This window comes from Saccharopolyspora taberi (genome assembly GCF_039534165.1).
GTDB lineage: Bacteria > Actinomycetota > Actinomycetes > Mycobacteriales > Pseudonocardiaceae > Saccharopolyspora_D > Saccharopolyspora_D taberi.
Genome location: NZ_BAAAUX010000020.1, coordinates 138,696 through 161,740 on the forward strand (window position 1 = coordinate 138,696; position 23,045 = coordinate 161,740).

Annotated in this window: 20 protein-coding genes; 5 read left to right on the forward strand and 15 right to left on the reverse strand. The window is 70.3% G+C overall.

Translation table 11 applies throughout. The features are described 5' to 3' along the window. Nucleotides 1-284: 284 nt before the first annotated feature. The 3 genes from ABD691_RS25205 to eccCa all read right to left on the reverse strand — a co-directional run bounded on the left by ABD691_RS25205 (nucleotide 285) and on the right by eccCa (nucleotide 7,145). Entirely contained in the window at nucleotides 285-641 is a 357-nt protein-coding gene (locus tag ABD691_RS25205) for a hypothetical protein (RefSeq protein ID WP_344683757.1), read from the reverse strand. 29 nt (nucleotides 642-670) lie between these two features. Continuing rightward, nucleotides 671-2,503: a type VII secretion-associated protein gene (locus ABD691_RS25210; protein WP_344683759.1), complete on the reverse strand. Its 1,833-nt coding sequence runs from the start codon at nucleotides 2,501-2,503 to the stop codon at nucleotides 671-673. Nucleotides 2,504-3,059: 556 nt separating this feature from the next. Then, the gene (gene eccCa / locus ABD691_RS25215; RefSeq protein ID WP_344683762.1) at nucleotides 3,060-7,145 is read right to left on the reverse strand and encodes a type VII secretion protein EccCa; all 4,086 of its coding nucleotides are present in this window, start codon (nucleotides 7,143-7,145) and stop codon (nucleotides 3,060-3,062) included. 323 nt (nucleotides 7,146-7,468) lie between these two features. On the opposite strand from eccCa, the gene eccD reads away from it, so the two are divergent. Both eccD and mycP read left to right on the forward strand, forming a co-directional pair. Beyond that, nucleotides 7,469-8,914, forward strand: coding sequence for a type VII secretion integral membrane protein EccD (gene eccD, locus ABD691_RS25220; protein WP_344683764.1), 1,446 nt, complete (start codon nucleotides 7,469-7,471; stop codon nucleotides 8,912-8,914). Nucleotides 8,915-8,925: 11 nt separating this feature from the next. Continuing rightward, the gene (gene mycP, locus ABD691_RS25225; protein WP_344683767.1) at nucleotides 8,926-10,335 is read left to right on the forward strand and encodes a type VII secretion-associated serine protease mycosin; all 1,410 of its coding nucleotides are present in this window, start codon (nucleotides 8,926-8,928) and stop codon (nucleotides 10,333-10,335) included. A gap of 480 nt (nucleotides 10,336-10,815) precedes the next feature. Here the strand turns inward: mycP and ABD691_RS25230 are convergent, their stop codons facing one another. The 3 genes from ABD691_RS25230 to eccB form a co-directional block, all read right to left on the reverse strand. Continuing rightward, nucleotides 10,816-11,955: a WXG100 family type VII secretion target gene (locus ABD691_RS25230; RefSeq protein ID WP_344683769.1), complete on the reverse strand. Its 1,140-nt coding sequence runs from the start codon at nucleotides 11,953-11,955 to the stop codon at nucleotides 10,816-10,818. Nucleotides 11,956-11,958: 3 nt separating this feature from the next. After that, entirely contained in the window at nucleotides 11,959-12,273 is a 315-nt protein-coding gene (locus ABD691_RS25235; protein ID WP_344683770.1) for a hypothetical protein, read from the reverse strand. A gap of 121 nt (nucleotides 12,274-12,394) precedes the next feature. Beyond that, on the reverse strand, nucleotides 12,395-13,981 hold the full coding sequence (gene eccB, locus ABD691_RS25240) for a type VII secretion protein EccB (RefSeq protein ID WP_344683772.1): 1,587 nt from the start codon (nucleotides 13,979-13,981) through the stop codon (nucleotides 12,395-12,397). A gap of 291 nt (nucleotides 13,982-14,272) precedes the next feature. Here eccB and eccE point away from each other — a divergent pair, with 291 nt between their 5' ends. Further along, complete coding sequence (gene eccE, locus ABD691_RS25245; protein ID WP_344683963.1) at nucleotides 14,273-15,457, forward strand: type VII secretion protein EccE; 1,185 nt, start codon at nucleotides 14,273-14,275, stop codon at nucleotides 15,455-15,457. Continuing rightward, nucleotides 15,454-16,185: a hypothetical protein gene (locus ABD691_RS25250; protein ID WP_344683774.1), complete on the forward strand. Its 732-nt coding sequence runs from the start codon at nucleotides 15,454-15,456 to the stop codon at nucleotides 16,183-16,185. Before eccE ends, ABD691_RS25250 begins: the two co-directional genes overlap by 4 nt. 69 nt (nucleotides 16,186-16,254) lie before the next feature. Here the strand turns inward: ABD691_RS25250 and ABD691_RS25255 are convergent, their stop codons facing one another. The 9 genes from ABD691_RS25255 to infA form a co-directional block, all read right to left on the reverse strand. After that, nucleotides 16,255-17,172: a DUF2157 domain-containing protein gene (locus ABD691_RS25255; RefSeq protein ID WP_344683775.1), complete on the reverse strand. Its 918-nt coding sequence runs from the start codon at nucleotides 17,170-17,172 to the stop codon at nucleotides 16,255-16,257. Between the two features lie 50 nt (nucleotides 17,173-17,222). Continuing rightward, nucleotides 17,223-18,104 carry a tRNA pseudouridine(38-40) synthase TruA gene (gene truA / locus ABD691_RS25260; RefSeq protein ID WP_344683777.1) on the reverse strand — a complete coding sequence of 294 codons (882 nt, stop codon included), beginning with the start codon at nucleotides 18,102-18,104 and terminating at the stop codon, nucleotides 17,223-17,225. Nucleotides 18,105-18,124: 20 nt separating this feature from the next. Continuing rightward, the gene (gene rplQ, locus ABD691_RS25265) at nucleotides 18,125-18,661 is read right to left on the reverse strand and encodes a 50S ribosomal protein L17 (protein WP_344683779.1); all 537 of its coding nucleotides are present in this window, start codon (nucleotides 18,659-18,661) and stop codon (nucleotides 18,125-18,127) included. 50 nt (nucleotides 18,662-18,711) lie between these two features. Continuing rightward, on the reverse strand, nucleotides 18,712-19,791 hold the full coding sequence (locus ABD691_RS25270) for a DNA-directed RNA polymerase subunit alpha (RefSeq protein WP_344683780.1): 1,080 nt from the start codon (nucleotides 19,789-19,791) through the stop codon (nucleotides 18,712-18,714). Nucleotides 19,792-19,933: 142 nt separating this feature from the next. Continuing rightward, entirely contained in the window at nucleotides 19,934-20,539 is a 606-nt protein-coding gene (gene rpsD, locus ABD691_RS25275) for a 30S ribosomal protein S4 (RefSeq protein ID WP_344683782.1), read from the reverse strand. A gap of 23 nt (nucleotides 20,540-20,562) precedes the next feature. Beyond that, the gene (gene rpsK, locus ABD691_RS25280) at nucleotides 20,563-20,967 is read right to left on the reverse strand and encodes a 30S ribosomal protein S11 (RefSeq protein ID WP_009948668.1); all 405 of its coding nucleotides are present in this window, start codon (nucleotides 20,965-20,967) and stop codon (nucleotides 20,563-20,565) included. Between the two features lie 25 nt (nucleotides 20,968-20,992). Beyond that, nucleotides 20,993-21,370 carry a 30S ribosomal protein S13 gene (rpsM, locus tag ABD691_RS25285; RefSeq protein WP_344683785.1) on the reverse strand — a complete coding sequence of 126 codons (378 nt, stop codon included), beginning with the start codon at nucleotides 21,368-21,370 and terminating at the stop codon, nucleotides 20,993-20,995. 189 nt (nucleotides 21,371-21,559) lie between these two features. Next, nucleotides 21,560-21,673 carry a 50S ribosomal protein L36 gene (gene rpmJ / locus ABD691_RS25290; protein ID WP_009948666.1) on the reverse strand — a complete coding sequence of 38 codons (114 nt, stop codon included), beginning with the start codon at nucleotides 21,671-21,673 and terminating at the stop codon, nucleotides 21,560-21,562. A 52-nt stretch (nucleotides 21,674-21,725) separates the two neighbouring features. After that, the gene (gene infA / locus ABD691_RS25295; RefSeq protein ID WP_009948665.1) at nucleotides 21,726-21,947 is read right to left on the reverse strand and encodes a translation initiation factor IF-1; all 222 of its coding nucleotides are present in this window, start codon (nucleotides 21,945-21,947) and stop codon (nucleotides 21,726-21,728) included. A gap of 412 nt (nucleotides 21,948-22,359) precedes the next feature. Here infA and ABD691_RS25300 point away from each other — a divergent pair, with 412 nt between their 5' ends. Further along, nucleotides 22,360-23,022, forward strand: coding sequence for a class I SAM-dependent methyltransferase (locus tag ABD691_RS25300; protein ID WP_344683787.1), 663 nt, complete (start codon nucleotides 22,360-22,362; stop codon nucleotides 23,020-23,022). Nucleotides 23,023-23,045: the final 23 nt, after the last annotated feature.

A 23,045-nucleotide genomic window follows, 5' to 3' on the forward strand; every position in this document is an offset into this window, starting at 1 on the left:
GCGCCACCCTTCCACTGGGCGAGCACCGGCTCCATCTGGCCGTTCAGCGTGTTGACGGCCTGCTCGATGTTGCCGCGGACCTCGTCGATCTGACCCGACGCCTTGTCAATGATCTCGACGTCACCTGCGAAACCGCTCATTGCGGGATGACCCCCTTCATCGGTGTGTGGTCACTGAAGTTCGGATGAACCTACGACGCAGACATTGCCACGACCGGTTCCCGGTTGTCCCGGATTTCGCCGCAACCCGTTGCGGAGGTAAACGTTGATCGCGGAACCCGCTGGTCAACGCAGGATTTGCGCTTGGGAAAAGTCGAGATCGCTGCCGTCCGACGGCGTTTGCTCCTGCGATTCCAACGATTCCGACACATTCTTCCCATCGTCCACATCGGACTCCTCGGCCGGGAACCGCTCGACGTCGAGCCCGACCCGGTCCCGGTAGTCGGCGGCCGACTGGAGCCGCTTCGATCCGGTGCCCTCCGGCTTCAGCTCACCGCTGCGGATCCGGTCGCCGATCTCCCTGCTGCGCCTGCGGAAACCCTCGGAGTTCTCGTGCGCCTCGGCCTGCGCCCGCCGCCCCCGGCTGACCGCGGCGCCGAGCGCGTCGCGCAACCGCGCCATCGACTGGTCGGACTCGTTCATGGCGATGCCTCATTCTTCCCACGACGGCGCTACCGGACCGCGAGGGAACCGATCACGTCGGCGCACGCGCCTGCGACCTCCTGCTTGCTCGCCGCGGTCCACTGGCAGCCGATGCTGACCTGGAACTGCTTCTCGTGGACGACGTACCACTCGACCGTCGAACCCGACAGCTCCTCCCGGTAGTAGACCACGTTGCGCCCGGCGAAACTCGCGTCCTCGTCGAAACCCGACAACTGCTTGCCCTGGTTGATCAGGGTCTGGTAATCGTCCCGCAGCGCCTGCACCGCACGCGCACGCCCGGCCTGGGTGTCGTAGCCGAGCTGGCCCTCCTGCACCACGATGCTGCTCGGCCCGCCGCTCTCCGGCGCGATCACGGTCTGCCACAGCTGCGGATCGCCGCCGGTCTGCCGCCAGGTCGCCGGGTAGGAGAACTCGTACTGGTACTGCGCGATCCGGCGCGGCTCCTCGGACGGCGCGGACCCGCCGCCGTTGGCGAGCGCGATCGTGGTGGCGACGCCGACCACGACCAGCACCGCGGCGGCGGCCCCGACGACCCAGGGCAGCTTGCGCCTGCTCGCGGTGGACTTCTTCCGCCCGGTCGCCACCGGCCGGGTCTGGTCGCTGCCGCCGATGACGATGGTCGAGGCCCGGCTGAGCGAGTCGCCGGACGTGGTGCCTGGTCCCTGCGGCGCCTGCACCGGATGGCCACCGGAGTGCGGGCCGGGCAACGGGTACTTGCGGACCGTGCGCTCGCCGCCGCTCCAGCCGCCGGAGGGCGCCAGCCCGCCGGTGCGCTCGGGATCCAGCCGGACGGCGCGCAGCGCGCCGCGCGCGACGACGGTCTCCGGCTGGTCCAATGTGGTCGGAACGATCCCGGTGCGCTCGTGGATGAGCCGGGCGACCATCGGGATCCGGCTCGACCCGCCGACCAGGAACACCCCGGCCAGCTGCTGCGGGGCGACCTTGCCCTCGCGCAGCGTCGCCAGCACCAGGTCCGCCGCCTTGCCCAGCGGCTGCGCGATCAGCGCTTCCAGGTCGGCGCGGGTGACGTGGGCGTCGGAGAACGGCGGCGGCATCGGGACGTCGGTGTAGGTGTGCCGGGACAGCGTTTCCTTCGCGCCCCGCACGTCCTGGCGCAGCACCCGGCGGCGCCGCCGGTCGGCCATCTCGCGGCCCTCGACGAGCTGCTGCCACGCGGCGGGGTCGGTGCCGGAGACGATGCCGCCGATGTGGTCGAGCAGCGCCTGGTCGATGTCGGCGCCGCCGAAGTTCGGCTCGCCCCTGGTGGCCAGGACCTGGAAGGCGCGGCCGCGCTTGGCCACGACGCTGGCGTCCACGGTGCCGCCGCCGAGGTCGAGCACCGCGAGGGCGCCGCCGTCGGGCAGGCCGTAGCCCGCGGAGTGGAACACCGCCGCCGCGACCGGTTCCGGGACCATGACGAGTTCCTTGGCCAGGCCGGTGGCCGCGCCGCGGAGTTCGTTGGCGCGCACCGAACCCCAGTCGGCGGGGTGGGTCAGCACGAGCAGGTCGACCGCCGCGCCGCCCGCGTAGCGGCGGGCCTCGCCCACCGCGCGCTGCAGCACCGAGCGGACCACGTCGCCGACCTTGAGCACGCTGCTGCCCAGCAGCAGTTCTCCCTCGTCGATGCGGCGCTTGGGGTGCGGCTCGAACCTCGACGGGTCGACCGCGGCCTGCCGCTCCGCCTCGTGGCCCACGAACAACGTGCCGTCCGGAGCGGCGAAGACCGCGGAGGGCACCAGCGGCTGCCCGTCGATCACGACGACCTGTGGTTCGCCGCCACCGACGGAGACCACGGTGCAGGTGCTCGATGTGCCGAAGTCGATCGAGACGTGCAGGGACACCCAGAACTCCTTCACCGTCGGCGGATCGCAGGTCCCCCGACGTCGTCGTCCGGCCGCCGCGATCGGGCGAGGCGGCCGGTTCCCCCGCGCACCCTAGAGGTTATGGGTACGAGCGCTCCAACAGTCTGCCCCGGATCGGGTGACCTTCGCGAGCAACCCGCACATACTGCCACCCGCACGGCCGGAGCTGCGCGTTCCGGGAAAACCGGGGAGGAAACCGAAGAGCCCCCTCCGCGGTGGCGGAACCGAGGAGAGCGGAAGCGGGGCCGACCTCGACGCAGTCACCTTCGGACCGCCGTGGCTGGACTTCCGCCGACCGACAACTCCGCACGGCACCTGCGCGAGCGCAGCGAGATCGACTGGATCACCGAACCCACCTGCCTGCCGTGCTGGAACGTCCTGACCGGCAGGTGACGAGCCCTGTCCGGCGCTCCCTCCCCACCACCGGACCGCACGATGGCCGGGCGCGGCCTTCCCCCGATCCGCGCCCGGCCATCACCCCGAAAACCGAAGAGCCCCCTCCGCGGTGGCGGAAGGGGCTCTGCGGTTCAGCGCGTCACTGCGGCGGCGGCAGGAACGCCGTCTGGATCATCTGCGGTCCGCCCTTGAGCGAACGGCTGACCAGCGTGCCCCGGCCCGGCGGCAGCTGCCGCGACTTGATGTTGCCGACCAGCTGGCCGTCGTCCTTGTTCGCGCTCATCGCGAGACCCGGCGACGACGACTCGCGCATCTTGCCGATGATCGGCTCGTACAGCGAGCGGTTCGCACCACCGGAGTTCCGGGCGATGACGAAGTGCAGACCGACGTCCGACGCCTGCGGGACGAAGTCCGCCAGCGGTGCCAGCGGGTTGTTGCCCTGCGGCGCGACCAGGTCGTAGTCGTCGACCACGACGAACAGCTCCGGGCCGCTCCACCAGGAGCGGTTGCGCAGCTGCTCCTGCGTGACGTCCGGCCCCGGCAGCCGCTTCTTCAGCGACTTGACGATGTCGCCGACGTTGCCCTTGAGCTGGTCGGCACCCACCGAGTACTCCAGCAGGTGGGTGTTGAGGAATCCGAGCATCGTGCGGCGGTAGTCGACCAGCAGGATCAGCGCCTCCTGCGGCGTGTACCTGGTGGTGATGCCGCGCAGGATCGTGCGCAGCAGCGCCGTCTTGCCCGACTCCCGCTCGCCGAAGGCGTAGAAGTGCGGCTCGGCCTGGAAGTCCAGGAAGACCGGGTTGAGGCCCTCCTCGTTGATGCCGATCGGCACCAGCTTCGGACGCTGCTGGTGCTGGTCCGGCGTCGGCAGCTGCTCGTAGGGCAGCAGGTCCGGCAGCAGGCGGACCTGCGGCGCCGGGCGGCCCTGCCAGGAGCTCTTGACCCGGTTGACCAGGTCGTTGACGCCCTCGGCCAGGTCCTCGTTGTAGAGCTCCCAGCCCATCCGGGCCGGCCTGCGCTCCTGCTCGGCGGCCTCCAGCTCGGCACCGACGCGGTCGCCGATGTTCTCGCTGTCGACGCGCGGGAGCGCGGTCAGGAAGTGCAGCTCCGACGGGTGCAGACCGCGGCCGGGCCGTCCACCCGGGACGTTGACCGCGACCTTGCGGTTGATCTCCGACTCGGAGGGGTCACCGAGCCGCAGCTCCATCCGGGTGCCGAGCAGGTCCTTGAGCGCCGGGCGGATCTCGGCCCACCGGTTCGCCGAGACGAACACGTGGACGCCGAAGGTCAGACCCTGCGCGGCCAGGTTCAGCACGTCCTGTTCCAGCGTCTCGAAGTCCTGGCGGAACGCCGCCCAGCCGTCGATCAGCAGGAACACGTCGCCGTACGGGTCGTCGTTGATCTCACCGCGCCGCTTGCGGTTGCGGAAGTCGGTGATGCCGTCGATGCCCTGGGCCTGGAAGCGGCCTTCGCGCTCGGCCAGCAGCGCCTTGAGCTCCTGCACGGTCCGGCGCACCGTGTCCGGGTCGCGGCGACCGCCGAAACCACCGACGTGCGGCAGGTTCCGCAGCGCCGACATCGAACCACCACCGAGGTCGATGCAGTAGAACTGCACTTCCTGCGGGGTGTGGGTGAGCGCCATCGAGGTGATCAGCGTTCGCATCACGTTCGACTTGCCCGACTGCGGACCACCGACGACCGCGCCGTGACCGGCCGCGCCGCCGAGGTCGAGCATGAAGTGGTCCTGCCGCTGGTGGTACGGCACGTCGACCAGGCCGACCGGCACCTGCAGCCTGCCGCTGCCCGCGTAGCCGACGGCCGTGTAGCCGCGGTCGTCGGAGGACTGCAGCGGCGGGAGCAGCGTGTCCAGCGTCGGCGGGGTGTCCAGCGGGGGCAGCCACACCTGGTGCGCGGGCGGACCCTGGTTGATCGTCTTCTGGACGATGATCTGGAAGTCGGTGGGAGCCAGCTCGTCCTGCGGCTCCTCCTTCTTCTCCTCGACCGCGGGCTTCTCCGGTTCCGGGGGCTTCTCGACGAAGTCCGGGATGAACAGCCGCGGCTGCTTCTCACCGGTGACCGGCGACGCGGCCGAACCCGCGGGCCTGCGCCCGCTGGTCTGGTGCAGGTAGCCGGACACGAACGCGGCGCGGAACCGGTCCATGCCGTTGGGGTGCTTCAGGTAGCCGTGACCACCGGTGGCGGGCAGGTCCGCGGCGTCCGGGATGCCGATCGCGGCGCGGGACTCCGCGGCGTTGAAGGTCTTCAGACCGATCCGGTACGACAGGTGCGAGTCCAGGCCGCGGAGCTTGCCCTCCTCCAGCCGCTGGGACGCCAGCAGCAGGTGGACCTGCAGCGACCGGCCCAGTCGACCGATCATCACGAACAGCTCGGCGAAGTCCGGCTTCTGCGACAGCAGCTCGGAGAACTCGTCGATGACCACGAACAGCGCGGGCAGCGGGTCCTGCGCCTTCTCGTCACCGGCGTCGCGCATCTTGCGGTAGTCCCAGACGTTCTTCGCGCCCGCGGCCTGCAGGACCTCCTGGCGCCGGTTCATCTCACCGGCCAGCGCGTCCTGCATGCGGTCGATCAGGGTCGCGTCGTCGCCGAGGTTGGAGATGCTCGCCGAAACGTGCGGCGCGGGCTCGAAGCCGTTGAACGTCGCACCACCCTTGAAGTCGACCAGCACGAAGTTGAGCATCGACGAGGAGTGCGTGGCCATCAGGCCGAGCACGATCGTGCGCAGGAACTCGGACTTACCGGAACCGGTCGCACCGATGCACAGGCCGTGCGGGCCCATACCGCCGGACGCGGTCTCCTTGATGTCCAGGTGCACGATGTCGCCGTACTCGCCGGGTCCGATCGCGACCCGGTACAGGTCGTCCTTCTGGCGGGGGCGCCAGGCCTCGTTGATGTCGAAGGTGACCGCGTCACCGGCCAGGCCCAGCTGCTCGATGTAGTTCAGCGGCGTGGTCAGCGGCTCGTAGCCACCGCTGTCGGCCTCGGCCGCGGCACCGCCGGCGACCCGGTACGGCGACAGCGAGCGGGCCAGCGAGGTGGCCTCCTCCATGCTCAGCGAGTCCGGCTCGCCGAACCACTCGACACCGCTGCCACCGCGGGCACCGATGCGGTCCTCCTCGACGACCATCCGCATGCCGCGGCGGGCGGTGATCTGGCCGAGCGAGTCGGACAGGTCGATCATGGTCACGCCCGCCATGCCGCCCTCGACGATCAGCGCCTCCTCGCGGCTGATCTCGGCGTCGTCGATCAGGATCACCACGTGCGGCTGGCCGTCCGGCGGGGCCGCGTTGCGCTGGAAGCGCGGGCGGTCGGCGAGCTGCTCGGACAGCATCTCCTCGACCGCGCGCAGCGAACCGGCCATCAGCCGCATCTGGCCGATGCCGTCGGTCTCGCTCGGGTGCTGGGCGTGCGGCAGCCACTTCACCCAGTCCCACTCTCGGCGGGCCCGGCCGCTGCTGGCGACGGCGATGATCACGTCGTCGGGGGTGTGGAAGGTGGCCAGCTGGCACAGCATCGCGCGCGCCAGCCCGCGGGTCAGCTCGCGGTCGCCCTGCAGGCCGACGGCGGCGAAGCCGCGCAGCGAGGTCGCGATCGGCAGCCCGGCGACCAGCGAGTGCGCCCGCACGAAGCGGCGCAGCGCCAGCGTCGTGATCGGCTCCAGCTCGTCGACCGGACCGGTCTGCGGCGGAACCAGGCGGGTCTCCAGCCGCTGCGAACCGCGGCCGACCCGGACCTGGCAGAAGTCGTTGTCGTTGGTGCGCCGCTCCCACATCCGGCGGCTGCCCGCCGCGATGGACCACAGCGTCTGCGGGTCCGGGTGCACCCACTCGCGGGCCAGCCGCTGCTCGTCGGCGGCCTCGCGGGCGCGGTCGCGCATCTGGCCGAGGTAGCGCAGGTAGTCCTTGCGGTCCTCGTTCATCTCGGCCTTCTTCTGGCCGTTGTCCTTGCCGCCGCCCGCCATCATCCCGAAGGTCGAGATGAGCATCATCATCGGCATCATCATCATCATCGGGTTGTCTTTGGCCCGCTGAAGCATGAAGACCATCATTCCGAGCGACGCGACGATCATGACGCCCGGAAGGACCTTCTGGATGACGTTGCCGGGGATCGTCCGCGGGATCTCCGGCGGTGGTTCGAGGTGCACCTCCCCGCCCGGTGGCCTCGGAGCGGCCAGGCGTGGCGTTCGCTTGAACTGCAGCGTGCTCACCGGACGCAGCACCCTTTCCCTGTCGACGTGCTCGGAATGCTTCGGACGCGAGCAGCATTCTGTACTGTCCGCACCGCCGACGGCAGCGGGGTGGGCGGAGAACGGGGTCCAGACGTGACCAATCAGATATCAACCGGTTGGCACTTCTTGGACCAAACCCATCACCCGTTCGCGGTCGGTGCGGCCATACTAGGGGCGCTCTCCGGCCGGGCGGGCGGGTTTCGCGAGAAACCCTCGGCTTGATTTGATTCACCGACCACGGCCGGATCGAGCCGACAGGACGGACACAGTCAATGCAAGGACCAGAGGAGTAGGGGGCCCAAGTGGCGACCGGGACCACGGTGTTCAGCCGCGTGACAGTGGTGGCGCCGACAACTCGTATCGACCTGGCGCTGCCCGCAGACGTCTCGGTGGCTGACCTGCTGCCGATGCTGCTGGACTTCGCCCGCGAGGCCACTCCGGACGGCGGATCGCGGCACGGCGGCTGGTGCCTGGCCAAGCTCGGCGAGGACGAGCTCGACCCGAGCCAGACGCTGGCGTCGCTCGGCATCGTCGACGGCGACATGCTGCAGCTGCGCCGCCGGTCGGACAATCCGCCGCCGCCGCTGTACGACGACGTCGTCGACGCGCTGGCCGAGGCGGAGCCGGGCAGCTACCGGCCCTGGACCAAGGAGACCGCGCAGAAGATCGGGCACATCTCCGGCGCCCTCGGGCTGATCGCCGCGGCGATCGGGCTCGGCGTCGCGGGCCCGGCGGGCCTGCTGCACCCGGAGATCGGCAGCACGCTGTCGATGGTCTACCAGATCATCGCGGCGGTCGTCGGTGTCGCGGTCGCGATCCTGGCGACCGGTGTCGGCTCGATCGTCGCCCGAGCCCACGGCGCGGCCACGACGGGCACGGTGATCGCGGCGGCCGGTGGTCTGCCGATGGCCTTCGTCGGTGGTTTCAACATCGTCCCGGGCTCCGACCTGTCGCCGAAGCTGCTGCTGGCCAGCGCGCTGGTGCTGATCTTCTCGTCGGTGTCGATCATGGTGATCGGCGCGGGCATCGTGACCTTCATCGCCGCGGCCACGGTCTCGGCGTTCGGGGTGATCTCGTTCATCATCGCCACGCTGGTCCCGGCCGACACCGTCGCCCCGGCCGGCATCGCCGCCGGTGCGGCCGCGGTCGGCCTCGCGGGCATCTCGCTGCTGCCGCGGATCACGATCCAGCTCGCCAAGCTCCCGCTCCCGCACGTCCCCGGCAACGCCGAGGACCTCAAGGAGGACCAGGGCTTCCCGGACTACCGGCAGATCGAGAAGCAGACCGGTCTCGCGCACCGGTACATGACCGGCCTGATCATCGGCTGCGGCCTGACCGCGGCCATCGGCGCGGTGCTGTCGACCACCAGCATGTCGATCTGGGGCGCGGCGATGTCGGCCGTGGTCTCCGCGGTCCTGCTGCTGCGCGGCCGCAACTACGCCAACGGCAGCCAGGCGGTCGCCCTGCTGATGTGCGGTCTGCTCGCCGCGCTGGGCGTCACCGCGGGCCTGATCGTCCAGGTCGCGCTCTCCCCGCTGTGGGTGGCGTGGGTGTTCCCGCCGCTGCTGCTGCTGGGCATCCTCGCGCTGATCTTCGGCGTGGTCTTCCCGAACCGCCGGTTCTCGCCGGTGCAGCGGCGCATGGTCGACATCCTCGAAGCGGTGCTGATCGCGCTGGTGCTGCCGCTGGCGCTGGGCGTGATGGACCTCTACATGACGGTTCGCGACCTCAACCTCAACCTGTTCTGAGGGGCGGCGTGATGCGCTCAAGTTCCACACGCCTGCGGCGCGCGCTCGCGTTCTCCGCGGTGGTGGGCATCGCGGTCCTCGGACCCGCGATGCCCGCCGCCACGGCGCAGGACTTCGTCCCGCCCCCGCTGCGGCCGACCAGCGTCCCGGGCGGAGCGCTGGGTCCGCTCGGCGGGTACGAGCAGACCCAGGGCTGCATGCAGGGAAACCCCGGCGGCGGCACCATCCAGGAAAAGCCGTGGAGCCAGCTCACGCTGGGCTTCGAGGAGGCCCACGAGCAGGGGCTGCGCGGCGCGAACCAGACGGTCGGCGTGATCGACACCGGGGTGAACCCGCACCCGCGGCTGCGGCTCAACGGCGGCGGTGGCAGCTCGGTCCCGCAGGGCGGCGCGAACACCGACTGCGACGGTCACGGCACGATCGTGGCCGGGATCATCGCGGCGAGGGAGGACCCGAACACCGGGTTCGTCGGTGTCGCGCCGGACGCGACCATCATGTCGATCCGGCAGTCCTCGAAGCTGTGGCAGAACAAGGCCGAGAAGAAGACGATCGGCGACACCCAGACGATGGCGCAGGCCATCCAGCACGCGGCGGACTCCAACGTCAGCGTCATCAACATCTCGCAGTCGTCCTGCCAGGCGATTTCCGCCGCGAGCAACCCGAACGACCCCTACAACAACATGCTCCACCAGGCGGTGAAGAACGCCTACGACAAGGGGATCGTGGTCGTCGCGGCGGCGGGCAACGCCCAGGACGCCTGCCAGAAGAACCCGTCCGGCAGCCCGACGACCGCGGTGCTGCCCGCGTGGTTCGACGACTACGTGCTGACCGTCGGATCGGTCGGCCAGCAGGGTCAGCCCTCGGAGTTCACCGTCCCCGGCCCGTGGGTCGACGTCGCGGCGCCGGGCGAGAACCTGATCTCGCTCGACCCCGGCAAGGGCGGTGACGGACTGGCGAGCCAGATCGCCGCGGGTGCGAACGGCCAGATGCAGCCGATCCAGGGCACCAGCTTCGCCGCCCCGTACGTCTCCGGGCTCGCGGTGCTGATCAAGGAGAAGTTCGCCCAGGAGGGCAAGCCGACGAACAACTCCGAAGCCGCCAAGGAGGTGATGGAGCGGATCGAGACAACCGCTCTGCACCCCGGCGGCAACAACAACCGCAACGACATCGTCGGGTACGGCATGGTCGACTTCATGGCCGCGCTCAGCGACGTCGTGCCTGCCGAGTACGGCAAGGAGCCGAAGCCCGCGGGCGCGGTCCGGCTCGACGCCGACGTGATCCCGCAGAAGGACTGGCCTGCTTTGATGGTCGCCGTCGGCGGGGCGCTCGGCGGCGTTGCCGCCGTTTTGTTCACGGCTTTTTTGGTTAACGCCGTTCGGAACGTTCGGGCTCGGCAGGCCGAGGCTCGGGGGCGGGAGTAGGCGGTTTTTCGTAGGGGGCCCGGTGTCTGCCTTTGATGCGGGTGCCGGGCTTCTTGCGTTTTGTAGGCCGAAGCGGCTTTGCCGGTTCGGCTGCGGTTTCGTGGGGGGTTTCCGGGGCGCTCGCCGCCCCCGGACCCCAGGCAGGTCTCCGGGATGAGTCTCCGCGGTCCGCTGCGGTTCGGTTGGGGTGGTTCTCATCCCGTCGACCTCCACGGAGGGCTATCAGACCGCGTCAAGGGGGCCGTTTCGTTGTTGTCTTGCGGTTTTGCTCGGTGGTGCCCCCTTGACACGGTCTGATCGGGCTTTGCCAGGTCGACGGGATGAGAACCAAACCCCGCCCTTGTAGGTGGGGGCATCTGCTGGGCGCGTTAGGTGTTGTGGGGGCGGTTCAGAGCTTGCGGACCCAGGTGACAGCCCAAAGCAAAAGAACCCGGCTCCGTCCACCTTGGACGGTGCCGGGTTCCTGTCTTGCGGCGGCCTTCAGATCACCGGGGGTGCGGCGTCTCCTACGCCTGCGGAGCCGGTTCGCCGGGGCTGTGCCGTGTTGTCCTTGGGTTCGGGGGCCTTCTGCTTCGGGTCCTCGCCGATCACCGCGGGTGGGACCGCTTCCGGGGTGCCGAACAGGTCCTCGGGCTTGGTCTTGAGTCTGGACTGGTTCTGGCGGTCCTGGGCTCCTCCGCCCATCATTCCGGCCATCGGGCCCATGGGCATCATCCCGCCCATCATTCCGCCCGTCGCGGCTGCCGCCGCTCCGCCCGCCGCTCCCGCGACCGGCGCTGCCGCCGCAGGCGGCGTCGCCGACGGCTCCGCCGCTCCCGTGGCGCCTCCCGGCGCCAGGTCCGGCGCTTCCGCCGCCGCTGGCGGCGCCGCGGCTCCTGCTCCTCCGCCGGAATCAGCGGCTCCGCCGCCTCCGCCTCCGCCCGGCGCAGGCTCGGGCGGCGCGGGCGCGGGGGGAGCGGGCGCGGGAGGAGCGGCAGGCGACGCAGCCGGAGCAGGCGGCGCGGCGGGAGCCTGGAAGTCCCAGTTCCCCTCGGGCATCCGCTTGTCGAACCGCACGTCCCCGATCGCCTTGCCGGACCCCAGCTCGTCGCAGAACCGCGCGAAAGCCCGGAAGGCGTCCTCCACCGACGAGAACAGCTCCTCCGCCGGACCGTCCAAATCGGACAGGTACTTGCGCGCTCGCTGGTCCCCCTCGTGCGGCACGACCAGTGCCTGCGACACCGAATCCGCCGTCTCGGCGATCGTGTCCCCGATGTCGGTCAGCAGCTCGTCGACCGTTTCCGCCGTGTGGTCCAGGGCCGCCGCCAGCGCGCGCATCGCGTCCACCAGGTCGTTGCCCGCCAGTCCGGCGTCCTGCATGTGCGCGAGGAAGGCGTCCGCGTCCGCCCCCTGCCAGGAGCTGTCGATGCCGCCGAGCTTGCCCGCGACGTCACGCGCGGCCTTCTCCACCCGGTCCGCCGTGCGGCGCCAGACCTCCGCCGCTTCCTTCATGTCCTCGGCTCGGCCCACGGCCTGCTCGAAGCGTTCCCGCACCGGGTCCGACACCGCCAGCTCGGCGGCGACCTCGGTCAGGTAGTCCAGGTGTTCGGCGACCTCGGCCGCGATTCGGGAGCCCCGCATCGTCTACCACTCCTGCTTCCGCGCGATGTCCTCGGCGTTGTCGTCGTCCCCTCCGGTGTGGAAGTCCACGACCTCGCGGAGCTCTCGCCCCGCCCCGGTCAGCACCTCGCTCGCACGGCTCGCCTGGTCCCCGAGCAGCCCGGCCAGCCGCTGGTAGGCGTCGGCCGCACCTTCCTTCCTGCCCAGCTCCCCGAAGGACTCCGGCTCCAGCCGGGCCCCGTCGAGCTCCCGCCGCGCGTTCCCGATCTCCTCACCCGCGGCCGTCACCTCGTCCGCGTACTGGGTGAGCCACTCCGTGTCGACCCGGATCCCCGACATCGCCACACCTCCCCGCCTCGTTGCTCTTAAAGCGCGTCCGCCCGCAGCTCCTCGTCGGTGCTGCGGGCGGACTCGCTGTTTCCTCGGACGTCGTCGGGGAAGTGCCGGTTCCCCGTTCGGCTCAGCTGCCTCCGGTGGCGGCCTGCTGCTTCGGCGGCGGCGGCCGGTTCACCGCACCCGGCGGCACCGGGATCGAGTCGTAGACGAAGCTCGCCTGCGCCGGATCCAGGAAGTCACCCGTGGGCAGCGTGGGCGGGTTCCCGCGCAGCAGCCACGAAGGACCGTCCCTGAGGTCGAAGACGCTGCCGATCACGCCCAGTCCCTGCGCCGTGGCGACGTCCTTGATGCCGTAGGTCACGCCCTGGTCGGACACCAGGACGATCGGACCGCTGTCGCCCGCCTCGTTGGCCGCACCGCGGATCACGGCCGCCTTGCCCGCCGGCATGTAGAAGTAGTCGACCTTCGGCCCGTTGCCGTCGTGCTGGGCCAGCTTCACCGGTGCCTTCGCAGCGGGCGAACCCTGGTTCAGGGTGACGGTGACGTGGTGCTCGTTGTTGATGTTCTGCCAGCTCAGGCAGGAGGTGTCGGACTCCTGGAAGGACACCGGCTTGGACACCGCCATCGGGAAGGTGTCCAGCTTCAGGTACGCGCTGGTGGGCGCGTCCTGCGCGTCGGTGATCGCACCGGTGCGGTCCGGGATCTCCCGGCTGCTGCTGTTCGAGGCGTGCAGCAGCGCGGCCGCACCGGCCGAGATCTGCTGCTTGCCCTCGGACAGCAGCACGAAGTACTGGTCCGGCTGGTCCGGGATGTCCCGCTTGACCACGTCGCCGACCTTGCCCTGCGGCATGTTGTAGCTGACCGGGTCGCCCTCGTTGGGCACGTCCGGGATGTTCAGCTGCGGCACCGAGGGAATCGCGTTGAGCATGTTCGTGCTGATCGTGCGCGGGGTCTTGCCCTGCAGCCCGAAGATGTCGGCGATCACCTTGTCGCTGCTGTCCACCTTGGCCTTCACGGCCTGGGTGTGGACCTGGTTCGGAATGCCCTCCACCCGGTAGACCAGGTACTCGTCGCCGGAGGTCTGGTCCTTGACGTAGAGCGACTGCTCCGGGGCGAGCGGGGTGCCGTGGTTGGCGTCACCGCCGATCACGGTGGTCTCGATCTTGGTGGAGCTCTCGATGCTGGCGGCGTTGAGGGTGTTCTTGACGTCACCGACGTCGCAGATCGCCCATGCCGGCAGCGCGCCGTTCTTGGCGTCGGGCAGGTAGGTGGGGGCGTTGACCATGCCGGTGCGGGGACCGCGCGGGAACTCCGCCAGCGCCGCCTCCTTCACCGTCGTCGGCTGCGGCGGGCCGCCCTGACCACCGCCCTGGGCCATCACCAGCAGCTTCGCCGACGCCATGTTCAGCATCGGGATCAGCCGCTTCTGCGCCTTGTCGTCAGCGGTCACGACGAAAACGCTGCCGCTCTCCTTGGCGATCACGATCGAACCGGGCTCCGGGACGTTTCCCTTCCCACCGAACAGCCCCCACACGAGGAATCCGATGAGCCCGATGGCGGCGAGGACGATCCCGACGACGGTAGCCCTCTTGTGCGAGCCCATCGGATCGTGCAGCATCACCGCGTCTTTGCGCACCAGCGCCGATTCCATCCGGCGCAGCACGAACCGATATGCCTGGACCTGTGACTTGGTTGTGGGTGTTGATGCCATTCTTCGCCTACAGCTCTCCCGTCCGAGGTACGGTTCGGCATGCTAGCCGCACGAAGGTATCGAATGGGTACGGTTCAGCCGAACCACCAGTATTCTCTTCACGCGGCTGCCGCCAGCCAGTGACCCACGTTCGCCGTGTGCCGCACTTACCTGCGAGGGGGAGAGACCGAACGGATGTCCGTGACCACACAACATCCGGCCCAGCCGAAAGCCTCCGGGCCCGCCAACGCGCAACGCACGCGCATCCGTGCGCGACGGCGCACCAACGGCGCGACGCTCGGGGCCATCCCGGTGGCCAACATCGTGCTCATCGAGGTCGGCCTCGCCATCGGCCTGGTCCTCGTGCTGATCAACCCGACGCTGTGGCCCGTCTCGGCGGGCGTCGCCGGGTTCGCGCTGATCATCGCGCTGCTGCGGCGCCGCGGTCGCTGGTTCACCCAGTGGTTCGGGCTGGTGCTCGAATACCGCTCCCGCAGCCACACCCGCGTCTCCAACCCGCTCAACGTCGACGTCCTGGAGCCCGCCGAGGACAAGGACGGTGACGGGATCATAGGCCCGGACGAGAACCACCGCGTCGCGCTGCTGCGGCTCGTGGTCGAGGACCTGGTCATCGCGCGCAGCCAGGACCACGACCGCAACCCGGTCGGAATGGCCTGGCACAACGGCAAGTGGACCGCAGTGCTCGCGATCGAGCCGACGCCGTCGCTGCTCAACCCGCTGGACTCCGCGCCGAACCTGCCGCTGGGCGTGCTCGCGCCCTGCCTCGAGGACCGCGGCGTCGTGCTCGACGCCATCCAGGTCATCTGGCACTGCTACCCGGGCAGCGCCTCGCTGCCGTCGACGTCCCCCGCGCTGAACTCCTACCTGGAGGTCCTGGGACCGCTGGCCGCCGCCGCCCGCCGCACCACCTGGGTCGCGGTCCGGCTGGACCCGCAGCGCTGCGCCAAGGCCGTCGGCGAGCGCGGCGGCGGTGTCGTCGGCGCGCACCGCGCGCTCATCGGCGCCCTGTCCCGAGTCCGCAACGCCTTGGAGCGCCAGGGAATCCCGACCCGTCCGCTGGACCCGGACGAGCTGCTGCAGGCGGGCGTCGCCTCCGCCGAGCTCCAGTCCGTGCTCGGCTCGCAGCGCCCGGTCGGCCTCAAGGAGCGCTGGGACGGCGTGACCGCCGGTGGCGTCGGCCACTCCAGCTACGCGATCACCGGCTGGCCCAGCCAGATGAGCGCCAGCCTCAACGCGCTCACCGGGATCCGCGCCCTGTCGTCGAGCATCGCGCTGTCGATCTCCCCGGCCGGTGAGGACGGCGAGGTCGGCCTGCGCGGGCTGGTGCGGGTCAGCGCCCGCACGCCCACCGAGCTCGACGCCGCCGACGACCGGCTGAAGGCGATCAGCGGCCGGCTCGGCCTGACCCTGACCCCGCTGCGCGGCATGCAGCTCGCGGGCTACGCCGCGACGGTTCCGCTGGGAGGTGCGGCATGAGCCGGACCAGGACCATCGACACCCCGGGCAACACCGGCGCGGCCCCCGAGTTCCTCGTCACCCCGGAGACCCTGGACGCGATCAGCCCGGCGGGCGACCGCGGCGGCATGATCATCGGCTCGGACCCGGCGGGCCAGCCGATCGCGGCGTCGATCCTGCGCCCGCAGCCGACCCGGATGGTCACCGTCGGCGGCCTGTACCTGGCGCGGCAGATCGCGCTGCGGGCGATGGCCACCGGTGCGTGGGTCGTCGTCGCCACCGGCCGTCCCGCCGCGTGGAAGGTGCTGGAGCGCGCGGCCGGGAACACGCCCGACGGCAAGCCGGTGCCGCTGGCGCAGATCCGCAGGCTCACGCCGTTCGACCTGCCCCGCGCCACCGAGGACGCGCCGCTGCTGGTGATCCACGACGGCGGCGCGGTCCCGCAGGAGCTGTTCCCGCCGCGGGCGGCCTGGCAGACGACCATGTACGTGCTGCCCTACCTGCACCCGCAGGTAGGCAGCGGCACCGCCGCCAACGCCTCGGACCTGGTGCTGCTGCAGCGGCTCCCGCTCAACCAGGCGCAGCTGGCGCAGCGGATCTGGTTCCTCCAGCCACCGCAGGTGCAGCAGCTGACCCAGCTCAAGGACGACACCGTCGTCGCGCTGGGCAACATGACGTGGTCGCTGATCAACCTGGTCACCAACAAGAAGGAGCAGGAGATCCTCGGCCCCATCCGCCGCGGCGACTGACCCCCTGCGCTCGCGGCCACTGGCACAGCGGAGCCCCGGACCGACTTCGGTCCGGGGCTCCTCCGCGTTTCAGCCCTTCGCGCGCCGCAACCGCAGCCCCACGCCTCCGGCGACCAGGAAGACCACACCGGTCAGCAGCACCAGCAGCGGCCCGCTCAACGCCCCGTCGGTCCAGTCCCACACCGCCTCCGGCACCGCCAGCGTCACTCCCACGACGCCGAGCGCCAGCAGGACCGCGGACCGCTCGACGAGGTACGCGCCGAAGCACAGCGCCGCGATCAGCAGCGTGAGCCCGTAACCCCACCACGGCTGCTCGGCGCTCACCGCGTACTGCGCGCCGATCATCGCGACCACGACCCCGGAACCGTAGGCGACCCGGCGGTGTTCCAGGACCAGCGCCAACGCCGTCCACAGTGCACCCAGGACGATCAGTCCCGCCGAGACCGACGGCGTCGAGCTGTCGAACCACTCGCCCGCACCGGCCAGCACCAGCCCCGCGCTGAACGCGACAGCCGCCAGCAGCACCGGAATCCCTCGCACGACGACGTATCCGAGCACGGCGACGAGCAGGCCCGTCGCGGTCGCGGCCAGCGACTCGTACTCGTCGAGCGCGCTGCCGACCGTCAGCGCCGCGGTCCCGGAGGCGAGGGCGAACAGCACCGACACGATCCGCCCGCGCGGCCCCTGTCGCTCACCACCGATGACCAGCCCGACCACGACGAGCACCAGCGTGGCGGCGGCGAGCAGGCCGACCTTCGCCGGGCGGGGCAGGTCGTCCCACGACATCCCGACAAGCAGCGACGCCCCGCCGAGCACCAGCGCGCCACCCACGTAACCGAGCACCTCCCACAGACCGCCACCGGCGGGTGCACCCCGGTCGGAGTCGAGCGCGTCCCGGACCTCGGCGGCCTGCTCGCGGGAAATCACACCCCGCTCGGCCAGGTCTTCCAGGCGCTTGTGCTGTTCGGGCGTAAGTCGGTACCTCATCACCGCCAGTACAACACCGGGAAGGCGCGCTTGTCGGTAGGTGAACCTACTCAGCCGAGGGACCGCACGGCCCTGGTCGCGGCGGCGCGGGAGGGCAGCTCGTCGTCGGAGGGGTAGTCGACGCCGACGAGGGTCAGCCCGTGCGCGGGCGCGACGGTGCTCGTGCGCTGCTCGGCGCGGAGCACGTCGCCCGGCCACGGCCTCGGGCGCCTGCCGTCGCCGACCATCAGCAGCGCGCCGACGAGGCTGCGGACCATGGAGTGGCAGAAGGCGTCGGCGCTCACGTGCGCGACCACCAGGTGCGGGCCGACGCGCTCCCACTCGAAGCGCTGGAGCTCGCGGACCGTGGTCGCGCCCTCGCGCTGCTTGCAGAACGCGGCGAAGTCGTTGAGCCCCAGCAGATCCCGAGACCCGGCGTTGAGGGCGTCCACATCGAGCGGACGGTTCCAGGCCAGGGTGTCCCTGCGCCGCAACGGATCAACGCCCCACGGCGCGTCCGAGACCTGGTACCGGTAGTGCCTGCGCATGGCCGAGAACCGCGCGTCGAACCCCTCCGGTGCCACCCGCGCGCCCAGCACGCGCACGTCGCCCGGCAGGATCCGGTTCCACCGGTGGCACATCCGCTCCAGGTCCGGAATCCCCTGCGCGTCGACGGAAAGCCGCCCGCCCTCGCCGGGACCGAGCGGGACCGCGTCGACGTGCACGACCTGGCCGGAAGCGTGCACCCCGGTGTCGGTCCGGCCCGCCACCACCACCGATCGCGGCACCGAACGCCCCGGCGGCTGCTTCCACAGCGCGTCCTCCAGCAGGCCCTGGACCGTGCGCCGGTCGGGCTGCTTGGCCCAGCCGAAGAAGTCCGTGCCGTCGTAGGAGACGTCCAGCCGCAGACGAACGAGCCCGCCCTCCCCGGAGGGAGCGGCGGGCTCGTCCACGGCGTCGCTGCGCGCAGAGATCAGGACTCGTCCTTCTTCTCGGCAACGGTGTCCTCGGCCTTGGCCTCCTCGGCCGGAGCCTCGGTCGCCTCGGTCGCGGTCTCCTCCGCCTTGACGGCGTCCGCCGACGGCTCGGCAGCCTCGTCCTTCTTGGCCGCGAACTTGGTGCCGCGAGCGGCCTCCGCCTCGGCGGTGACGGTCTTCTCCGTCACCAGCGCGATCACGGCCATCTTCGCGTTGTCACCGCGGCGCGGCATCGCCTTGACGATGCGCGTGTAGCCGCCGTTGCGGTCGGCGAAGTGCGGGCCGATCTCGGCGAAGAGCTTGTGCACGACGTCCTTGTCGCGGATGGTCTTCATGACCTCGCGACGGTTGTGCAGGTCGCCCTTCTTGGCCTTGGTGATCAGACGCTCGGCGAGCGGCCGGAGCCGTTTCGCCTTCGCCTCGGTCGTGGTGATTTTCCCGTGCTCGAACAGCGAGGTGGCCAGGTTGGCCAGCATCAGCCGCTCGTGCGACGGCGACCCGCCGAGACGCGCTCCCTTGGTGGGGGTGGGCATCGGTTGCTCCTCTCAAGGCGCGGATCGGTTCCCCTCACCGCGCAAAACAGCTACAGCTGCTCTGTCTCCGCGTAGTCCTGGCCGTCGTCGTAGCCGTTGTCCTCGACCCGGCCCAGACCGCCCACGGTCTCGGTCTCCGAGGACCAGCCCTCGGCCGGGTACTCCGCCGCGGCCGCGGACGGGTCGAACCCGGGCGGGCTGTCCTTGAGGGCCAGCCCGAGACCGACCAGCTTCAGCTTGACCTCGTCGATGGACTTCGCACCGAAGTTGCGGATGTCCAGCAGGTCCGCCTCGCTGCGCGAGACCAGCTCACCGACGGTGTGGATGCCCTCCCGCTTGAGGCAGTTGTAGGAGCGCACCGTCAGGTCGAGGTCCTCGATCGGCATCGCGTAGGCGGCGATGGTGTCGGCCTCCGCAGGCGACGGACCGATCTCGATGCCCTCGGCGTCGACGTTGAGCTCGCGCGCGAGCCCGAACAGCTCCACCAGGGTCCGCCCCGCCGAGGCCACCGCGTCGCGCGGCGTGATCGACGGCTTGGTCTCCACATCGAGGATGAGCTTGTCGAAGTCCGTGCGCTGCTCGACACGGGTCGCCTCGACCTTGTAGGTCACCTTCAGCACCGGCGAGTAGATCGAGTCGACCGGGATCCGGCCGATCTCGGCGCCGGTCGCCTTGTTCTGCACGGCGGGCACGTAGCCCCGGCCGCGCTCGACGACCAGCTCGATCTCCAGCTTGCCCTTCCCGTTCAGGGTGGCGATGTGCAGATCGGGGTTGTGCACGGTGACCCCGGCCGGCGGGACGATGTCGGCCGCGGTGACCTCACCGGGGCCCTGCTTGCGCAGGTACATCGTGACCGGCTCGTCCTCCTCGGAGCTGACGACCAGCTCCTTGAGGTTCAGGATGACGTCGGTGACGTCCTCCTTCACGCCCGGGATCGTGGTGAACTCGTGCAGCACACCGTCGATGCGCAGGCTGGTGACCGCCGCCCCCGGGATGGACGAGAGCAGGGTGCGCCGGAGGGAGTTGCCGAGGGTGTAGCCGAAGCCCGGCTCCAGCGGCTCGATGACGAACCGGGAGCGGGTTTCCGCCACGGCCTCTTCGGCCAGTGAAGGTCGCTGGGAGATGAGCACTTGAGTTTCCTTTCCTCACGGCGCCCGCTATTTGACGCCGATGGGATGCGTGCCCGCGGTGCGGGCCGGTGACGGCGGAGTCTGCCCACCGCCACCCTCGACTGCCACCGCCGACGGCCGCGCGGGCCGTCGGCGGGAGGCGTCACTTCGAGTAGAGCTCGACGATGAGCTGCTCGGTGACCGGAGTGTCGATCTGCGCGCGCTCCGGGCGCTGGTGCACCAGGATCCGCAGGTTGGACGGAACGACCTGCAGCCACGCCGGAACCGGGCGCTCGCCCAAGGTCTCCTTGGCGATGATGAACGGAGTGGAGCCCAGCGACTTCGCCTTGACGTCGATGATGTCCCACTTCGACACCTGGAAGCTGGGGATGTTCACCTTCTTGCCGTTGACCGTGAAGTGGCCGTGGCTGACCAGCTGCCGCGCCATCCGGCGGGTGCGGGCCAGGCCGGCGCGGTACACGACGTTGTCCAGCCGGGACTCCAGCAGCTGCAGCAGGTTGTCACCCGTCTTGCCGGGACGCCGGTTGGCCTCCTCGTACAGGTTCCGGAACTGCCGCTCCAGCACGCCGTAGGTGAACTTCGCCTTCTGCTTCTCCTGGAGCTGCAGCAGGTACTCGGTTTCCTTGATGCGCGCCCGGCCGTGCTGCCCCGGCGGGTAGGGCCGGCGCTCGAACGCCTGGTCGCCACCGACGAGGTCGACCTTGAGACGGCGGGACTTGCGGGTCGCGGGACCGGTGTAACGAGCCATCTTCTATCTCTCCCTTCCCGCGATCAGACCCGGCGCCGCTTGGGCGGGCGGCAGCCGTTGTGCGGCTGCGGGGTCACGTCCTGGATCGTGCCGACCTCGAGGCCGGCGGCCTGCAGCGAGCGGATCGCCGTCTCGCGGCCCGAACCCGGGCCCTTGACGAAGACGTCGACCTTCTTCATGCCGTGCTCGGCCGCCTTGCGGGCAGCGTTCTCAGCGGCCATCTGCGCGGCGAACGGGGTGGACTTGCGGGAGCCCTTGAACCCGACGTGGCCCGCGGAGGCCCAGCTGATCACCGCACCGGTGGGGTCGGTGATCGAAACGATGGTGTTGTTGAACGTGCTCTTGATGTGCGCCTGGCCATGAGCGACGTTCTTCTTTTCCTTGCGCCGCACCTTCTTGACGGCACCGGCGCGAGACTTCGGTGGCATATCTGTCGTGGTCTCCTAGCGAGGCTTACTTCTTCCCGGCCTTCTTCTTGCCGGCGACCGTCTTCTTCGGCCCCTTGCGGGTGCGGGCGTTGGTCTTGGTCCGCTGCCCGTGCACCGGGAGGTGACGGCGGTGCCGCAGCCCCTGGTAGCAGCCGATCTCGATCTTCCGGCGGATGTCGGCCTGGACCTCGCGTCGGAGGTCACCCTCGACCCGGTAGTTCTCGATGGCGTCGCGCAGCTTCGCGAGCTGCTCGTCGTCGAGGTCCTTCGGGCGGACGTCGGACGAGATGTCCGTGGCCTTCAGGATCTCCTTCGACCGGGTACGGCCGATGCCGTAGATGTAGGTCAGCGCGATCTCCAGCCGCTTCTCGCGGGGGAGGTCGACGCCGGCGAGCCGTGCCATACGGCAGGTCTCCTTCGTTGTCGCTCCAGGTCTGCTCCCTCACCATCCCCGCACCGGGTGCTGCTCGCACCCGCTGCGGAGCCCCGGCCTGGATCCGGGGGTCGGCCCGTCCGCGCGTGGACGGGCAGGTCGAAAGGGAGTTCCTTCACTTGTGCCTGCGTTCGCGGTGCCCGGCACCGCGTTCCGCGATCAGCCCTGGCGCTGCTTGTGGCGCTGGTTGTCGCAGATGACCAGGACTCGCCCGTGACGGCGGATGACCTGGCACTTGTCGCAGATTCGCTTCACACTCGGCTGGACCTTCACGGTCGTGCTCTCCTGCTCGGACGCGTGTCCGGTCTCCCGGACACCGTGGAGGTCACTTGTAGCGGTAGACGATGCGCCCACGGGAAAGGTCGTAGGGCGAGAGCTCCACAACGACCCGGTCCTCGGGCAGGATGCGGATGTAGTGCTGACGCATCTTGCCACTGATGTGTGCGAGGACCTTGTGCCCGTTCTCCAACTCGACTCGGAACATCGCGTTGGGGAGCGGCTCGATCACGCGACCCTCGACCTCAATGGCCCCGTCCTTCTTGCCCATGTCCTCCGCGTTTCGTGACGGTGACGGTTTGTCGGCAGCGCTGCGGACAGGGCTGCCGGTACCGCAGCGCCGGGTACCCGGAGCGGCGGCGGGCACACCACTACCTCGGTTCGAGGAGCCGGGGTAACGTGCCACCGGAAACGATCAGCCGTCCGGGCGGGGTCGACGAGGACCCGATCCGATCGGCGCAGTCCCTGTGAGCACAAGGCACGACGAACCGACGCAGCCAGTGCGCCGTTGCTCCACTGTACGCGGGCCGGGAATCGGCCTCCACATCGGGGCAGGTCACGCGCGGAGCGCCGGCCCTGCCACGGCGCGCCCCCGACGGCGGTTGCGACCGCACAACGCTGCTCACTACGTTCGAAATCACGTCGCCTGCGGGGCCGTTCGGCCCGATCCAACGAGGAGAACCGTGACCACCCACCAGGACCATCGCCGTCAGGAAGCCGCGAAACCCCTGCGCAGCAGGGCTGCCACCGGCGCGGCGACGATGTTCACCGAGTACCGCACCTTCTTCGCGACCGCCGTCCGCAACCCGCGGATGGTCGGTGCCGCCACTCCCACCTCGGCCGCGGTCGCGGCGACCGTCGCGCAGGTCGTGCCCACCACGGGCACCCCGGTCGTGGTCGAGCTCGGCCCCGGCACCGGCTCGCTGAGCAACGGCATCCGCGAGCGGCTGCCCGCGGGCGCCCGGCACATCGGCATCGAACTGGGCGCGGACCTCGCCGAACACCTGCGCGAGCACAAGCCCTGGATGGAGGTCATCCACGGCAACGCGGGCGACCTGCTCTCGCTGCTCGACGAGCGCGGCATCGGCAAGGTGGACGCGGTGATCAGCAGCATCCCGTGGTCGCTGCTGCCCGACGAGGAGCAGGACCACATCCTCAAGCAGACGACCGAAGCCCTGGCGCCGAACGCGGCGTTCACCGCACTCACCTACCTGCCCGCCGACCGGACCGCGGGCGGACGCCGCTTCCGGGTCCGGCTCGCCGAGACGTTCGACGAGGTCCTCACCCACACCACCTGGCGCAACCTGCCGCCGATCCTGCACTACCTGTGCCGACGGCCCTTCTGACCGCCCGGAACCGCTTCAGGTGA

Bases quoted from the DNA above. Each gene is read 5' to 3' on its own strand.
- ABD691_RS25250 (WP_344683774.1), top strand. From the start codon at position 15,454: ATGAGCCGGACCAGGACCATCGACACCCCGGGCAACACCGGCGCGGCC.
- rpsM (WP_344683785.1), bottom strand. From the start codon at position 21,370: ATGGCACGGCTCGCCGGCGTCGACCTCCCCCGCGAGAAGCGGCTGGAG.
- mycP (WP_344683767.1), top strand. From the start codon at position 8,926: ATGCGCTCAAGTTCCACACGCCTGCGGCGCGCGCTCGCGTTCTCCGCG.
- rplQ (WP_344683779.1), bottom strand. From the start codon at position 18,661: ATGCCCACCCCCACCAAGGGAGCGCGTCTCGGCGGGTCGCCGTCGCAC.
- ABD691_RS25230 (WP_344683769.1), bottom strand. From the start codon at position 11,955: ATGCGGGGCTCCCGAATCGCGGCCGAGGTCGCCGAACACCTGGACTAC.
- ABD691_RS25255 (WP_344683775.1), bottom strand. From the start codon at position 17,172: ATGAGGTACCGACTTACGCCCGAACAGCACAAGCGCCTGGAAGACCTG.
- rpsD (WP_344683782.1), bottom strand. From the start codon at position 20,539: ATGGCTCGTTACACCGGTCCCGCGACCCGCAAGTCCCGCCGTCTCAAG.
- infA (WP_009948665.1), bottom strand. From the start codon at position 21,947: ATGGGCAAGAAGGACGGGGCCATTGAGGTCGAGGGTCGCGTGATCGAG.
- rpsK (WP_009948668.1), bottom strand. From the start codon at position 20,967: ATGCCACCGAAGTCTCGCGCCGGTGCCGTCAAGAAGGTGCGGCGCAAG.
- ABD691_RS25205 (WP_344683757.1), bottom strand. From the start codon at position 641: ATGAACGAGTCCGACCAGTCGATGGCGCGGTTGCGCGACGCGCTCGGC.
- eccB (WP_344683772.1), bottom strand. From the start codon at position 13,981: ATGGCATCAACACCCACAACCAAGTCACAGGTCCAGGCATATCGGTTC.
- ABD691_RS25235 (WP_344683770.1), bottom strand. From the start codon at position 12,273: ATGTCGGGGATCCGGGTCGACACGGAGTGGCTCACCCAGTACGCGGAC.